The following is a 14,468-nucleotide window of genomic DNA, read 5'->3' as shown; positions in this document are numbered from 1 at the left end:
AGCTCGCCGGGAGGGCGGGCTCGGGCCGTCGTGGACCGCCGGCGGTGTCGAGGGGCGTCGACTCCGCCGGCGATCGGTCAGTCGGCCGTGCGGTGGCGTCGGCGGTGGCGGCCGAGGAGCACGCCGAGCGCGCCGAGGGCGGTGAGGATCCCGGCGGCGGGCAGAGCGTTCGTCGCGTCGTACCCGGTCGAGGCGAGGCGGCGCTGGGCCGTGTCCGCCACGGACGAGACCTTCGCGGTCGAGCCGGTCGAGCCGGTCGAGCCGGTCGAGCCGGTAGAGCCCGGGGTGACGGGCACGACGGCGGCCGGCGTGCTGGAAGAGGGGCCGGGTGTCGGGATGACCGGGACGGGTGCCGGCGCGGGCGGAGTGGGGGTGGGGGCCGGAGGGGTCGGGGTGGGCGCCGGAGGCGTGGGCGTAGGAGTGGGAGGCGTAGGGGTCGGTGTCGGCGGCATCGGGGCGGCGAAGGTGAGCTTGCTCTCGAGGAGGGTGATGGCTTCGGTGCCGGCGGGTGTCTTGCCGGTGATGAGGGCGTCGAGGAGGGTGTAGCCGTTCGTGAGGTCCTCCTGGCTGAGCGTGGTCGTCAGTTTCAGGTCTCCGGTCTGGCCGGGGTCGAGGTCGATGAGGTCGCCGGTGTCGTCGGCGGTGATGTCCTGGACGCGGACGTCACTGGTGTTGGTGACCGTGATGGTCCACCGCACCGGGGTGCCGACCTTCGGGGTCTCGCCCCGCTTGAGGACGACTTCACCGTCCGCTGTCGCCCTCAGCGACGGGTCCTCGGCCGGGGTCGGCGCCGGCGAAGGTGCTGGCGGGGTGGGAGCCGGCGTCGTCGGGGTCGGTGACGGAGTGGGCGGAGTCGGTGCGGGGGTCGGTATCGGGCTAGGGAGGGCGATTCGGCCGTCGACGCGTGTGCGGGCCACGGTGCCGTCAGGTGCTAGTCCGGCGACGAACTTCGCGATGTGGGCGAAGCCGTCCGAGAGTTCCCACTCATCAAGGGTGGTCGACCAGGTCACCTCGCGGGCCTGGCCGGGTTCCAGATGGAGGCCGGGTTGGACGAGATTATCGCCGACTTCGTCGAGGGGGACGTCGCCGGTGTTGGTGAGGGTGACGGTCCACCTCACCGGGGTGCCGACCGTCGGCGTCTCGCCGGGCTTGAGAACGAGCTCGCCGCGCGCGGTCGCGCTCAGGGAGGCGCCCCGCGCGGGTGTCGGGGCCGGTGCCGGCGTGGTCGGAGTGGGTGCCGGCGTCGTCGGAGTGGGTGCCGGCGTGGTCGGAGTCGGCGCGGGTGTGGGTGTGGGGAGGTCGAAGCGGGCCGTGACGAGAGTGGTGATCTCGGTGCCGGTGGGGGTGAGTGCGGTGGCGTGGGTGGTCATGAGGGCGTAGCCGTCGCTGAGTATGCTCCTGGTGAGGAGGTCCTGCTCGATGAAGTCGTGCTTCTCGCCGGGCTTGAGGGTGATCACTCCTTCGCTGAGGTCGGTGGTGACATCGTCGAGGGGGACGGCGCCGGTGTTGGTGACCGTGATGGTCCACCTGAGCGGGGTGCCGGAGGCCGGCTTCTCGCCGGGCTTGAGGACGAGCTCGCCGCGGGCGGTGGCCGTCAAGGCGGCGGCGTTGACGGTCGCGCTGGCGGTGGGGGTCGGGGAGGCCGGAGGCGCCTCGGCGGCGTGGGCGGCCGTGGCGGAGCCGAGGAGGCCGACGGTCAGGGCGAGGGAGGCGGCGACGGTGAACGGGGTGCCGGCGCAGCGGCGCGGGCGGAGGGAGTCGGGACGACGATGCACGGGGGCTCCTCTGGGATGGATGGACGGCGGGGACGACGAATGCTCGCATCCAGCTCCATCGACCGTCGAACATCTGGCACGCGAAAGGCGGTCTGGCGCCCACGGCGCACGCTGACGCGGGACGGTCGATTGGCGCGGGTCCTGTCGTCCGGCGGCGCTCGGCGCGTCAGAGGAAGCGGAGCGCCAGGTGCAGGTCGACGCGGTCGGCCATCGCGGAGAGGTCGCGGCCGGTCAGCGCCTCGATCCGCTGCATCCGGTAGCGGAGGGTGCTCGCGTGCAGGTGCAGGCGGTCGGCGGCCTGGCGCCAGGAGCCGCCGCTCTCGAGGAAGACGCGCAGGGTCTCGACCATGTCGCTGCGGTGCTCGTCGTCGTAGCGGACGAGCGGCCCGAGGACAGCGAGCGCGAAGGCTGCACGGGTGCGCGGCGCGACCAGCTCGAGCAGGGCGTCACTCGAGACGGGGACGGTGTGCTCGACGATCGAGACGGGCTCGTCCGACGAGGCGCCGCGCGCGCGCTCGCGGGCGGCGAGCAGCGAGACCCCCAGCTGCGCAACCTCACGGGAGGCGTCGCCCACGCCGATCGCGATCCGGCGCTCGTGCAGCAGCCACGGCGCCGCCTCCACGGCGGAGCGCAGCGCGGGGCCGGGCGAGGCCGTGCCGTCCGCGGGATCGCCGAGCAGCAGGACCGCGGCCCCGTCGAGTACCGCGCCCAGTGCCAGTGCGTGCTCGCGCTCGGCGGCCGCGCGCAGCGGCTGGAGCAGCGCCTCCGGGGGCAGCGACGGATCATCCGTGCGCGCGACGACCACCCGGAGCGGCGCGCCCAGGCGGTAGCCGAGCAGCCGGAGCCGGACGGCGGTCTCGGACTCGGGTAGCTCGTCGTGCAGGAGCGCCCGGAGCAGGTCGAGCAGCGGCGCGGCCGACGCGCGCTCTCGCTGCCGGGCGAGGTCGAGTCGGCCCGCGACCGCACCGGCGAGCAGCTCGACGCCGTCCGCGGTCTCGTCCGACCAGCCACGCTGATCGCCGGTGACGACGAGAACGCCGAGCCGCTCGCCGGCGGCGGAGAAGAGGGCGCGGCGGGAGAGCGAGCGGCCGTGCTCGGTGACTTCCCAGCGGCTGTCGGGGGAGGACAGCGAGGCCTCCCAGGCGGCGCCGTAGTCGGCGGCCGTGGGCAGTCCGCCGGCGGAGGCGACCAGGGTGCCGGCCCGGTCGACGGCCCAGCTGCCGTGCGCGAACTCCTCGAAGAACGCGCGCAACGCCACCTGCACGCCCTCGCCCGAGGCGGGATCGGCGAGCAGGCGGCGCGCGAACCGGGCCTCGCGGCCGAGCGTGGGCAGGTCGGCCTGCGCGATCACTCCGGCGACCGTCTGCGCGATGGTCTTGAACGACACGTCCGGCGCGACCGTCAGCAGGGCGACGCCGTGCCGACGGCAGACCTCGAGCATGCCGGCCGGCAGCGAGCCGACCGCGATCAGGCCGACGACGATGGCGACGACCCCGCGGTCGGCGACGCCGCCGACGAAGCGCTCGACGCTCTCCCGGCCGGAGGTCCAGAGCGCGCTGGTCAGGACGACGTCGCCGGGGGAGAGGAAGCGGCCGGGGTCGGGCAGGTCGATCGTGTAGGTGCCCGAGATCGCGCGGGCCAGCTGCACGTCGTCGCCGCCGACGAGGGTGAGCTGCAGCTCCGGGTGGCCGAGCAGCTCGCGGACGTTCACCCAGGTCTCCTCGTTCGTGCGGCGGACGCTCTCAGACTAGGCGGCGGGCCGAGAGCCCGGCGACGATCCGCCGGTGCCGCCGGGCAGGTCTGCGGCCTCGACTTCTGGGGGTGGGGGATCTCGATACGCCCGCTGCGCGGGCTACTCGATCAGCATGGGTGGGCGACTCCTTTGCTGGATCAGCATGGGTGGGCGACCACCTTGTGGATCAGCATGGGGTGGGCGACCACTCTGGTGGTCGAGTAGCCCCGGAGGGGCGTATCGAGACCCGGCTCAGCGGATGCCGCTGCGGGCGAAGCCCTGGACGAAGTAGCGCTGGAAGGCGAGGAACAGCAGCACCATCGGCAGCACCGAGATCAGCGCGAGCGCCATGCTCGCGGAGTAGTCCGGCGTCGACTGGCCCTTGAGGTAGAGCAGGCCGATCGGCAGCGTGAACAGCTCGTTGTCCTTCAGCGCGATCAGCGGCCAGGCGAAGTCGTTCCAGCTGCCGAGCAGGGTCAGCAGGATGAGCACCGCGATCAGCGGCCTGCTCAGCGGCAGGACGATCTGCAGGAACACGCGCAGATGTCCGGCCCCGTCGATCCGCGCGGCCTCGATCAGCTCCTCCGGGATGGAGAGGAAGAACTGCCGGGCGAGGAAGATGCCGAAGGCCGCCGCCGCTCCGGGCAGGATCACCGACCAGTAGGTGCCGTAGATCTGCAGCCCGGTGACGAGCTTGAACTGGGCGACCATGATCGCCTGCACCGGGATCATCATCGTCGCGAGCGCCAGCAGGAACAGCAGGTTGCGGCCCGGGAAGCGCAGCCGCGCGAAGCCCCAGCCGGCCAGCAGGTTGAGCACCACGGTGAAGGCGGTGACGAACGCGCCGATCACGACGGAGTTCACGAACCACTCGCCGACCGGGAAGCGGGCGAAGACGGTCGCGAAGTTCTCCAGCGAGATCTCGCTCGGCCAGAACTGCGGCGGGCCGGGCGAGAAGACCTCACCGCGCGGCGAGAACGCGATGACGAGCATCCAGTAGAGGGGGAAGAAGACGATCGCCGAGGCGATCACCGCGACGACGATGCGGACGACGAGTCCGGTGCGGGAGCCGTCGCGGGTGGAGCGGCGGCGCTTCGGCGCGTCGCGGACGCTCGCGGCCGCGACGGCGGCGGGCGTGGTGAGGGTGGAGGACGTCACAGGAGGCTCCTATTCGACGAGGTCGCGGGTGCGGCTCGTGCGCCACTGCAGGTAGGTGAAGGCGAGGGAGACGAGCAGGATGACGACGCCGAGCGCGGCGCCGTAGCCCTGCTCGCGCACCTGGAAGCCGTTGCGGTAGGCGTAGGTGCCGAGCACGGAGGTGGAGAAGCCGGGCCCGCCGCCGGTCATCACGAAGACGATGTCGAAGACCTGGAACGAGGCGATCACGTTCATGATCAGCAGGAAGAACGTCGACGGGCCGACCAGCGGTACCGTCAGCGAGCGGAACTGCTGCCAGCGGGTGGCGCCGTCGATCCGCGCCGCCTCGTAGAGCTCGGGCGAGACGCCCTGCAGGCCGGCGATGTAGATCACCATGTTGAAGCCGATCCGCAGCCAGACCGCGGTGAGCATCACCGAGATCATCGCCGCGGTGCCGTCGGACTGCCAGGAGACCGGCGACGCCCCGAGCGAGGAGAGCACCTTGTTGACGATGCCGGAGGACTCGCTGAAGATCGTGACCGCGATCATGCCGGAGGCGACTCCGGAGATGACCAGCGGCAGCACGATGATCGTGCGGAAGATCCCGCGGGCCGGCAGCACCGAGTTGAGCAGCACCGCCAGCCCGAGTCCGCCGAGCAGCTCCAGCGGGACCGTCACCGCGGTGAAGATCAGCGTGTTGCCGAGGCTCTGCCAGAACACCGGGTCCGCGCCCATCCGGGCGTAGTTGGCGAGGCCGACCCACTCCGGGGTGCCGAAGCCGCGCGACTCCTGGAACGACAGCTGGATCGCCCAGAGGATCGGCACGAACAGGAACAGCGCCATCAGCAGCAGGTTCGGGCCCACGAAGCCGAAGCCCGCGAGCGCCTCGCGGGTGCGGGCGGTGCGGCGCCGACGCGGCGGCGACCCGCGGAGGGGGACGGCCGTCATCAGCTCGTGGCCTGCGCGATCGCGTCGCTCAGGCCGGTCAGCGTCTCCTCGGTGCTGCGTCCGCCGACGAACGCCTCCTCGAGCTGGTCCTGCATCGCGACCGAGATCTGGGCGAGGAAGGGGGAGGTGAGCTGCTGGACGTCGCGCGGGGTGATCGTGGCGGCCTGCTCGACGAAGACGGGCATCACGTCGGCGCGCACCGCGAAGTCGATCGAGGCGGGGTCGATGTCGGTGCGGGTCGGCAGCTCGTTGGTGGCGGCGCAGAACTCGGCCATGTTCTCGGCCTCGGTCATGAAGGAGAGGAACTCGGCCGCGATGTCGGGGTTGTCGGTCTCGGCGGTGGCGACGAGGGCGTTGCCGCCGAGGTCGGTCGCGCCGCGGGCGTCGACGGGCATCGGGGTGGCGGTCCACTCGAAGTCGGCGAGGTTGTCGACGTCCGGCACGAGGAAGGAGCCGACGAAGGACATCGCGACGCTCTGCTCGGTGAAGAAGGAGTCGGCGTAGGTGGCGGACTTGACCGAGCTGGTCGGCGGGACCCAGTCGTTCTCGAAGAAGCTCTTGGTGAAGTCGAGGGCCTTGGCCCCGGCCTCGGAGTCGATGGCGGGCGTGGTGCCGTCCTCCTCGAGCAGGGCGCCGTCGGCCTCGAAGAGCCAGCTCAGCCAGCGCGGGGTGCCGCCGAGCTGCCAGTTGGCGGCGAACGGGTACTGCTCGGCGGGGAGCGAGGCGCGCAGCTTGGTCGAGACGTCGGCGAACTCCTCCCAGGTCCAGGCGTCGGCGGCCGTGGTCGGGATATCGGTGACGCCGGCGGCCGCGAGCAGCTCGGTGTTGACGAGCAGGGCCGAGACGTCGGTCTGGTGCGGGACGCCGTAGGGGGTGCCCTCGAACGACACGGCCTCCTGGAAGGCGGGGGTGAAGGAGTCGAACTCGTCGATGCGGTCGGTCAGGTCGAGCAGCTGGCCCTGGCTGGAGTAGACGCCGAGGTTCCCGTAGTCGACGCGGAAGACGTCGGGCGCCTCGCCCGAGCTGAGCTGCGCGTCGATGTTGCTGAACATCTGGTCGTAGGGGACGACGTTGAGCTCGACGCTCGCGCCGTCGTTCGCGGCCTCGAAGTCGGTGATCAGCGACTCGAAGGCCGCCTGCTCCGACTCGCTGGCCCAGGTGGTGAAGGTGATGGAGTCGCCGTCGGCCGAGGAGCCGCCGCCGCCGCCGAAGCCGCTGCAGGCGGTGAGGGCGAGGGTGGAGACCGCGAGGGCGGCGAGGGGGAGGAGTCGTCTGCGCATGAGGGGCGGTTCCTTCTTCTGTGCGTGCTGCGTGGGTGCGGTGGGAGGAGTGCGGAGGGAGGTGTGCGGTGCTGCGGGGTGCGGTGCTGCGGGGTGGGTCTAGGCGGCCGGTTGCCCGAGCCGGTCGAGGGCGGTCTCGACGAGCGAGACCAGGCCGTGCGGGCCGAGCTGGCCCTCGAGGAGCGCTCGCCGCTCCTCCTCCTCGGCCGGCGTCCGGGCCGGAGCGAGCGAGAGGAGGACAGTGGTCGCGACGTCCTCGACCGCGCGGACGCAGCCGAAGCGGGCGATCCGCTCGTCGTCGATCAGGGTCTCGCCGTAGCCGGCGCGGAAGGCGCGCCGCTGGACGTCGGTGATCGGACGGGCGAAGATCACGCCCAGCTCGACCAGGAGCAGGTCGACCTCGCGCGGGGCGACGGTGGCCTCGTCGAAGTCGATCAGCCAGGGGCTGCCGTGCGCGTCGATCACGACGTTGCCGGGGTGCGGGTCGCCGTGCACGGGGACGCGGGCGGCCGGCGTGCGCGAGCGCTTGAGGCGCCGCTCGGCGCGGGCGAGGGCGTGCAGGCGGCCGCGGAGCTCGGGGGTCAGGTGCTCGTCGACCTCGGCGAGCAGCGCGGCCGGCGGACGCTGGGCGCGGCGGATCCCGCGGCGCGGCGGGACGGTGCCGGCGGGCGGGGCGGAGTCGTGCACGCCGCGCAGCACCGCGCCGAACTCCTCCCAGGGCAGCGCGTCCTCGCCGGAGTCGACCGCGTCGTCGCCGACGATCCAGGGGGCGAGCGAGACGAGGAGGCCGGAGTCCTCGGTCCAGGGGCGGCCGTCGCGGGCGCGGGTGGGCGCGGCGATGCCGGGCGCCCGCGCGTCGCCGAGGGCGGAGGCGAGGGCGAGGCCGAAGCGGCCGTCGCGGCGGGAGGCCTTGACGCTCCACGGGGCGCCGGCGTCGTCGGTTGCGAACCAGACCTGAGCGCCGTGGTCGAGGCCGCCGATGATCGGCAGGAAGTCGACCAGGCGGACGCCGAAGTCGCGCTCGACGACGGTCCGCGCCCAGGCGCTGCGCTCGTCGATCGTGTCCATCCCGCCCATCGTCGCGCGGGAGGCGTCCCCTGAACACGTACTTGCGCATTCGCCGGATGTGCTGTGCGAGTTCTCACGCGCGGGCGCTTCATGCTGGTCGAGTAGCCCCGCAGGGGCGTATCGAGACCCTCGGTGGCCAGCAGGGCGGGTCTGCAGACTCGACTTTTGGCGGTGGTGGATCTCGATACGCCCGCTGCGCGGGCTACTCGATCAGCAGGGGGGTCCCACGCCGCAGGGGGATCTTCTCAGCCGGCGGGCAGGATCACGCGGAAGCGCGCTCCGGCGGCGCCGGGCAGGCAGACGAGGTCGCCGCCGAGGGCGCGCGCGAGGCCGCGGGCGATGGGCAGACCGAGGCCCGAGCCGCCGTCCGCGCGATTGCGGGCGTCGTCGAGGCGGACGAGCCGGTCGAAGACGCGGTCGCGGTCGGCCTCGGGGACGCCGGGGCCGTCGTCGTCGACCGTCACCGTGACGCGGCCGTCGGCGTGCGCGAGCGTGACGTCGATCCGGGAGCGGGCGAAGCGGGCGGCGTTCTCGAGCAGGTTGCCGACGATCTGGCCGAGCCGGTCGGCGTCGGCGTGCACGGGCGGCGCCGCGGGGTCGCGGTGCAGGACGATCTCGGGGCCGGAGTCGCGCAGCAGCTGCCGCTCGATCGCGGCGGCCGCCACCGCGCTGGCGTCCAGCGGCCGGGCGTCGAGGGCGAGCCCCTCGTCGAGCCGCGCCATCAGCAGCATGTCCTGGATGAGCCGCCCGGCCCGCAGCGATTCGCGGACCACGTGCACCGACAGCCGCTCGCGCTCCTCCTCGGTGCCGTCGGCGCGGACCAGCGCGTCGGCCGCGGCCTGGATGCCGGCGACCGGGGTGCGCAGCTCGTGCGCGGCGTCCGAGACGAAGGCGCGCATCCGGCGCTCGGCGGCCAGTGCCGACTGCTCGGCCTGCTCGAGGTCGTCGAGCATCTCGTCGAACGCCGTGGCCGTGCGGCCGAGCTCGGTGCCGGGCCGCGAGGGGCGCAGGCGCCGGCCGCGATCGCCGTGAGCGATCGAGCGGGCGACGGTCGTCATCCGCTCGAGCGGGCGCAGGGTCGCGCGGACCACCAGGACGAGGGCGCCGGCGGCGAGCAGGAGGAACACGGCCGAGGCGCCGAGCAGGATCCCGTTCAGCGACGCGAGGGTCGAGCCGACCGAGCCCGCCTCGCTACTGAGGGTCAGCACCGTGCCGTCGCTGAGGACGGACTGCAGGGTGATCAGGCCGTCGTCGCCGGAGACGCTGCTCGAGGCGACGGTGACGGTGGCGTCGCGGGGCGTGGGCACGGCGGCACTGGTGCTCCCGGGCGGGCTCGGCGGCTCGCCCAGCTGGTCCGCCGCTCCCGGTCCCTGGCGCAGCTGCTCGGGGCTCGGGCCGGCGACCACCTCCTCGCCGTCGGGGCTCTGGATCCGCACCGCGACACCCTGCGCCGAGAGCCGCGAGGCGAGCTCGTCGTCGGCGATCGTGCCGACCAGGGCGGCGGCGGCGGAGGCGCGATCGGCCAGCCGCTCCTCGATCTGGTCGCGGAGGCGTTCGCCGAGCACGACCTGCACCGTCGCGGACAGCGCCAGCAGCAGCACCGCCAGCAGGGCGAGCACGGCGAGCACGGTGCGCAGGCGCAGGGATCCGGTGCGCAGCGGGGCGGAGGCGGAGCGCGCGGCGGGGGTGCTTGCGGGGGTGCTCATGCCTCCACCCGGTAGCCGAGCCCGCGGACGGTGTGGATGAGGCGGTCGCCGTGCGCCTCCATCTTCTTGCGGAGCGAGCTGAGGTGCACCTCGACGAGGTTGGGGTCGACGTGGTCGTAGCCCCAGACCTGGGTGAGGATCTGCGTCTTGGTCAGCGTGCGGCCGCGGCTTCCCGCGAGGAACGCGAGCAGCCGGAACTCGGTGGCGGTGAGGTCGAGGGGCTCGCCGCCGCGGCGGGCGCGTCCGGCGTCGGGGTCGACGACCAGGTCGCCGATCTCGATGATCGAGGGGACGCGACCGCGCCGGCGGAGCACCGCGGTGACTCGGGCGACCAGCTCGGCGAGGACGAACGGCTTCACCACGTAGTCGTCGACGCCCTCGTCGAAGCCGCGGAGCCGGTCGTCGACGGCGTCGCGCGCGGTCAGCATGATCACGGCCGCGTCGCTGGTGCGCCGGATCCGCTCGGCGAGCACGATGCCGCTCGGGCCAGGCAGCATCCAGTCGAGCACGACCAGGTCGGGCGCGAAGTCGGCGAGCTCGCGGGCGAGGTCCTCGCCGGTCGGCAGGGCGCGCACGGTGTAGCGCTCGCCGCGGAGGGCGGCCTCGACGGAGGAGCGGATGGCGTCGTCGTCCTCGACGAGGAGCACGCGGGCGGAGGGGAGCATGCTCCGACCGTAGGGGGCGCGGATCGGCGTCGACCGCCACTCGGCTGGGGAGCCTCTGTTCTTAAGGACCGCTTCAGATTCGGCTCGGAATCTGAAATGGAACCGGCCGCAACCGCTCCCGAACGGGAACGGCACCGGGCCGGACCGAGGAGACTCCCATGAGCAAGACCCCCGACAGCCGCACCCCCGGAACCCAGGGCTCGGGTACTGAGGGCCAGGGCTTCGGCCCGCGCCGCCCCCGGACCCGTGCGATCGCCCTCTGCATCGCCGCCGGCGCCCTCGGCTTCGCCGCGATCGGATCGACCGCCGCCTTCGCCGATTCCGCGCCCACCTCCGGCTCGACGAGCTCGAGCACGATCGAGACGACGCCGAGCGCGACGGCCAGTGCGACGCCGACCCCGGACTCCAGCGACGCGCCGACCCTCACCGGCCCGGCCTCGACCGGCCCGGCCGCCTGCGGACCCGCGGGCGCCGGACTGCCGAAGCCCCCGGCGCCCGGTGCGGACGGGTCGATGCCGACCCCGCCGGCCGCGCCCGCCGACGGCGAGGCGCCGACCCCGCCCGCGGCTCCCGCTGACGGCGAGGCGCCCACGCCCCCCGTGGACGGCTCGATGCCGACCCCGCCGGCGGCTCCCGCTGATGGCGAGGCGCCGACGCCTCCCGCTGCCCCCGCTGACGGCGAGACCCCGACGCCTCCCGCGGCCCCTGCCGACGGCGAGGCGCTCACGCCGCCGGCCGCTCCCGCCGACGGCTCGATGCCGACCCCGCCGGCGGCTCCCGCTGACGGCGAGGCGCCCACGCCTCCCGCCGCGCCCACCGACGGCGCGACGGCGACCCCGCCCGCCGACGGAGTGCTCCCGACCCCGCCCGCCGCGCCCGCGGACGGCGACGCCGTGACCCCGCCGACCCCGCCGGCCGCGCCCTCGGGCGACTGCGAGCTCCCGACGCCCCCGGCGGACGGCTCCGCTCCGACCCCGCCCGCGCCCCCGGCCGCCGGTGAGGCGCCCGCCGGTCCCGCGCGCCCCGGCACCGGCCCCGCCGCCGGTGACGCTCCCGACGCCGGTGCGACCCCCTCCGCCCCGAGCGACACCGCCACCCCCGAGGAGTCGGACGCCCCCTCCGGCAGCTGACCCCCGGGCTGCACCTCCGGCACGCGGAACGACCTCCGGCTCGTCGGAATCCACGGATTCGACGAGCCGGAGGTGTTTCCGCGTGCCGGAGGTCCGGACACATCGACGAAGGCGCCCCCTCTTGCGGAGCGGGCGTATCGAGATCCACCGGCGCCAGAAGTGGGGTCTGCAGGCCAGCCCTGCTGACGACGGCGGGTCTCGATACGCCGCGTGCCGCGGCTACTCGACCAGCATGCGGGGCCGCGTGCCGCGGCTACTCGACCAGCATGGGGCCGCGTTGGTGCGCACTTCTCTGCTGAGTGAGCAGCCCGCGGAGCGGGTCCTCCATGCTGATCGAGTAGCCCGCGCAGCGGGCGTATCGAGATCCACCCCCGCCAGGAGTGGAGTCTGCAGACCTGCCCTGCTGGTGACGGCGGGTCTCGATGCGCCGCGTGCCGCGGCTACTCGACCAGCATGCGGGGCCGCGTGCCGCGGCTACTCGACCAGCATGTGCAGCGGACGTCTCGAGATCTCGCGGCGTCAGCGCGCCGTGCGGCGCCTCCGGGCGAGGCCGAGCACGAGGGCTCCGCCGGCGAGGAGGGACAGCGCGGCGGCCGAGAGCCAGCCGGTCTCGACACCGGTCGAGGCGAGCGAGCCGGAGCCGGAGCCCGTCCGCGGCGGCACGGCACCGGCGGGGTGCGTCGGCGCGACCGTAGGCTGCGCGGTCGGCGCAATGGTGGGCTCGGCCGTGGGTCCGGCCGTGGGCTGCGCAGTGGGCGCAGCGGTCGGCTCGGCCGTGGGCACGGCAGTCGGCGCGGCGGTCGGCACAGCGGTCGGCTCGGTCGTCGGCACCGGGGTCGGCGTCACCGCCGCTCCGAACACGTCGGCCGCGGAGCCGAGCGACGCGAGCACCGTCTCGCCGTTCGCGTCGTCGACGCCGTCGTTGTCAGTGACCGCGAAGACCTCGCCGGCGCCGGTGATGCCCAGGCCCTCGAGCTTCTCCTGGGTCCAGCCGTTGCCGGCCTCGAGCGCGGGCAGGACGTCGACGGCGAGCGTCTTCTCCAGCACGGGGAGCTCCTCGCCGATCATGGCGCCCGGCCCCGTCGGCAGCGGCACGGTGTACACGGCCTTGAGCGCCGCGTCCGGTCCGTTGCGCTTGTCGCGCTCGATGACCGCGAGGGTCCCGGCGGGCGTCAGCGTGATCTCGGAGAGGCCGTTCCAGTCGCCCTCGGCACCGGACGGGGTCTCCAGCGGGTAGCCGAAGAAGCTCCAGCTGCCGGCCGCGACGTCGTAGCGCCCGATTCGCACCATCCCGTCGGCGTCGGTTGACGCCTCGCGCTGCAGTGCGGTCCAGACGATCTCGCCGTCCGCACCCGCCTCGATCGTGACGCCCTCGAAGCCCTGCGAGCCGAGCGCGTCGCCCAGCTCGGCGGGGAGCGCGATCCGCTCGAGCACGGCGGCGGAGGCGTCCAGGCGCAGCAGCGCGTTCTCCGGTCCGGTCGCGCCCTCGGTCACCGCCCAGAAGCCGCCGTCCTCGCGCGCGGCGATGCCCTCGAGGTCGAGGGCGGCCGGCTCACCCGCCTCCGTCACGGTGAGCGTCGAGTCGATCAGCGCCGGGACGACCGACGTGTCGACCGAGTGGATCGTGCTCGGCGCGTACGCGCTGTCGCTCACGGCGTAGAGACGATCCGCGGAGGCCGGGTCGCCCGAGAGGCCCGAGAGCGCGCCCCACGGCAGCGGTGAGTCGTCGACGTCGGCCGACGCGATGGTCGGGAAGGCCGGGGCGGAGGCGCCGAGCGCGTAGAGCTGCACGCTCGCGCGCACCGCCGCCTCGGCGTCGTCGGTCTCGCTCGAGACGACCAGCAGGTCGCGCTCGGGCAGGGCGAGCAGCCCCTCCGGCCCGGGCGTGGACGGCAGCGCCTGCACGAGACGCGGCGCGGCCGGGTCGGAGACGTCGTAGACCGCGACGAAGTTGGCGCGCTCGGCGCCGACGAAGACGTACGGCACGCCGTCGAAGGTCGCCGAGAGCAGGCCCTCCGGCTCGGAGCCCTTCGCGTCGGAGCGCTGGTCGGGGTAGAGGCCGAGGCTGACGGCGAGGTGGTCGAAGGAGTTGCCGGCGTCCCAGACCACGGCGCCGGAGGCCGCGTCGAGGATCGACCAGCCGCGGGTGCCGCCCTTCCAGTCGCCCTCGTTCGCAATCGCGACGTGGTCGTCGCCGACCCAGCCGATCGCGTCGGGCTCGCGCGGGACGTCGGTGATCGAGTCGGTCAGCGCGATGCGGTCGTCGTCGAGGGTGTCGATCCCGGAGACGGAGGCGGTGCCGGCCGAGTAGGACGCGGTGACGGTGCGGGTGGCCAGGTCGAGGATCGCGACGGCGTTGTTCTCCTGCAGGGTCACGGCGACGGCGGTGTCGGCCGGGTTGATGGAGACGTACTCGGGCTCCGGGTCGCTCGGGGTGTCGAGGCCCGCGAGGCCGGTGAGCGCGATGTGCTCGGCGACCCAGGCGGACGGGTCGGCGGTGAGGTCCATCACGACGAGCTCGCCCGCGGGCGCCTGCGGGAGGTCGCCCTCCTCGGCGCCCTCGGGGGTGAACTCCTCGTCGCGCTGGTTCTCGATCGCGATGACGGCGAGGTCGCCGGCGGTGGTGACGTCGATGGAGTCGGGCTGTCCGCCGAGCTCGATCGTCGCGACCGGGGCGAGATCGCTCGCGTGCAGCACGCTGACGTGGCCGGAGGGGTTCGCGAAGTCGCCGTCGGAGGTGTCGACGACCGCGAGCACGTACTCGCCGGTCGCGTAGACCGAGGTGGGCTCGCCGCCGACGCCGACGCCGCCGAGGGGCTTCGGCGCGTCCGGGTCGCTGATGTCGAGGACGTTGATCCGCTGGCCGGCGGAGTCGGTGGAGTAGACCAGGCGGCCGTCGGGCGAGGCGCTGGAGATCTCGGCGACGGCGGAGTCGACCGCCGGGTCGACGGCGTTGAGGTACGCGGGCACCGTGGCGATGCGCGTGAAGAAGGAGTCGCCGGCGGCGGTGGCGGGCAGCGCGGCGCC

9 protein-coding genes and 2 pseudogenes are annotated in these 14,468 nt (G+C 74.0%); 2 read left to right on the top strand and 9 right to left on the bottom strand.

The annotated features are described in order from the left end of the window. Positions 1 to 77 precede the first annotated feature (77 nt). From MT355_RS18490 to MT355_RS18455, 8 genes are all read right to left on the bottom strand, one after another. Positions 78 to 1,775: an LPXTG cell wall anchor domain-containing protein gene (locus MT355_RS18490; RefSeq protein ID WP_243600648.1), complete on the bottom strand. Its 1,698-nt coding sequence runs from the start codon at positions 1,773 to 1,775 to the stop codon at positions 78 to 80. A 166-nt stretch (positions 1,776 to 1,941) separates the two neighbouring features. Then, entirely contained in the window at positions 1,942 to 3,486 is a 1,545-nt protein-coding gene (locus tag MT355_RS18485; RefSeq protein WP_243600647.1) for a PucR family transcriptional regulator, read from the bottom strand. Positions 3,487 to 3,759: 273 nt separating this feature from the next. Beyond that, the gene (locus tag MT355_RS18480; RefSeq protein ID WP_243600646.1) at positions 3,760 to 4,665 is read right to left on the bottom strand and encodes a carbohydrate ABC transporter permease; all 906 of its coding nucleotides are present in this window, start codon (positions 4,663 to 4,665) and stop codon (positions 3,760 to 3,762) included. A gap of 9 nt (positions 4,666 to 4,674) precedes the next feature. Beyond that, positions 4,675 to 5,592 (bottom strand): carbohydrate ABC transporter permease, encoded by a 918-nt coding sequence (locus MT355_RS18475; protein ID WP_123446973.1) that lies wholly within the window; start codon positions 5,590 to 5,592, stop codon positions 4,675 to 4,677. After that, positions 5,592 to 6,872, bottom strand: coding sequence for a sugar ABC transporter substrate-binding protein (locus tag MT355_RS18470; protein WP_243600645.1), 1,281 nt, complete (start codon positions 6,870 to 6,872; stop codon positions 5,592 to 5,594). The genes MT355_RS18475 and MT355_RS18470 overlap by 1 nt, the downstream gene beginning before the upstream one ends. A 99-nt stretch (positions 6,873 to 6,971) precedes the next feature. Continuing rightward, positions 6,972 to 7,940, bottom strand: a complete 969-nt coding sequence (locus MT355_RS18465) for a phosphotransferase enzyme family protein (protein WP_243600644.1) — start codon at positions 7,938 to 7,940, stop codon at positions 6,972 to 6,974. A gap of 245 nt (positions 7,941 to 8,185) precedes the next feature. Further along, positions 8,186 to 9,646: a HAMP domain-containing sensor histidine kinase gene (locus MT355_RS18460; protein WP_243600643.1), complete on the bottom strand. Its 1,461-nt coding sequence runs from the start codon at positions 9,644 to 9,646 to the stop codon at positions 8,186 to 8,188. Then, positions 9,643 to 10,311 carry a response regulator transcription factor gene (locus tag MT355_RS18455; protein WP_123446969.1) on the bottom strand — a complete coding sequence of 223 codons (669 nt, stop codon included), beginning with the start codon at positions 10,309 to 10,311 and terminating at the stop codon, positions 9,643 to 9,645. The genes MT355_RS18460 and MT355_RS18455 overlap by 4 nt, the downstream gene beginning before the upstream one ends. A 158-nt stretch (positions 10,312 to 10,469) precedes the next feature. Between MT355_RS18455 and MT355_RS18450 the strand changes: the two genes are divergently transcribed. Beyond that, positions 10,470 to 11,441, top strand: coding sequence for a hypothetical protein (locus MT355_RS18450; RefSeq protein WP_243600642.1), 972 nt, complete (start codon positions 10,470 to 10,472; stop codon positions 11,439 to 11,441). Between the two features lie 232 nt (positions 11,442 to 11,673). Further along, a pseudogene (locus MT355_RS21770) lies at positions 11,674 to 12,183 on the top strand (hypothetical protein); the annotation flags it as partial. Between the two features lie 188 nt (positions 12,184 to 12,371). Here the strand turns inward: MT355_RS21770 and MT355_RS21765 are convergent. Continuing rightward, positions 12,372 to 13,949 (bottom strand): annotated as a pseudogene (locus MT355_RS21765) (esterase-like activity of phytase family protein); the annotation flags it as partial. Between the last annotated feature and the right edge of the window lie 519 nt (positions 13,950 to 14,468).

Origin of the sequence: Rathayibacter sp. VKM Ac-2929, from assembly GCF_022815495.1 — a bacterium.
GTDB lineage: Bacteria > Actinomycetota > Actinomycetes > Actinomycetales > Microbacteriaceae > Rathayibacter > Rathayibacter festucae.
The sequence above is the reverse complement of the archived record's forward strand: the minus strand, read 5'-3'. Positions and strand labels throughout refer to the sequence as shown.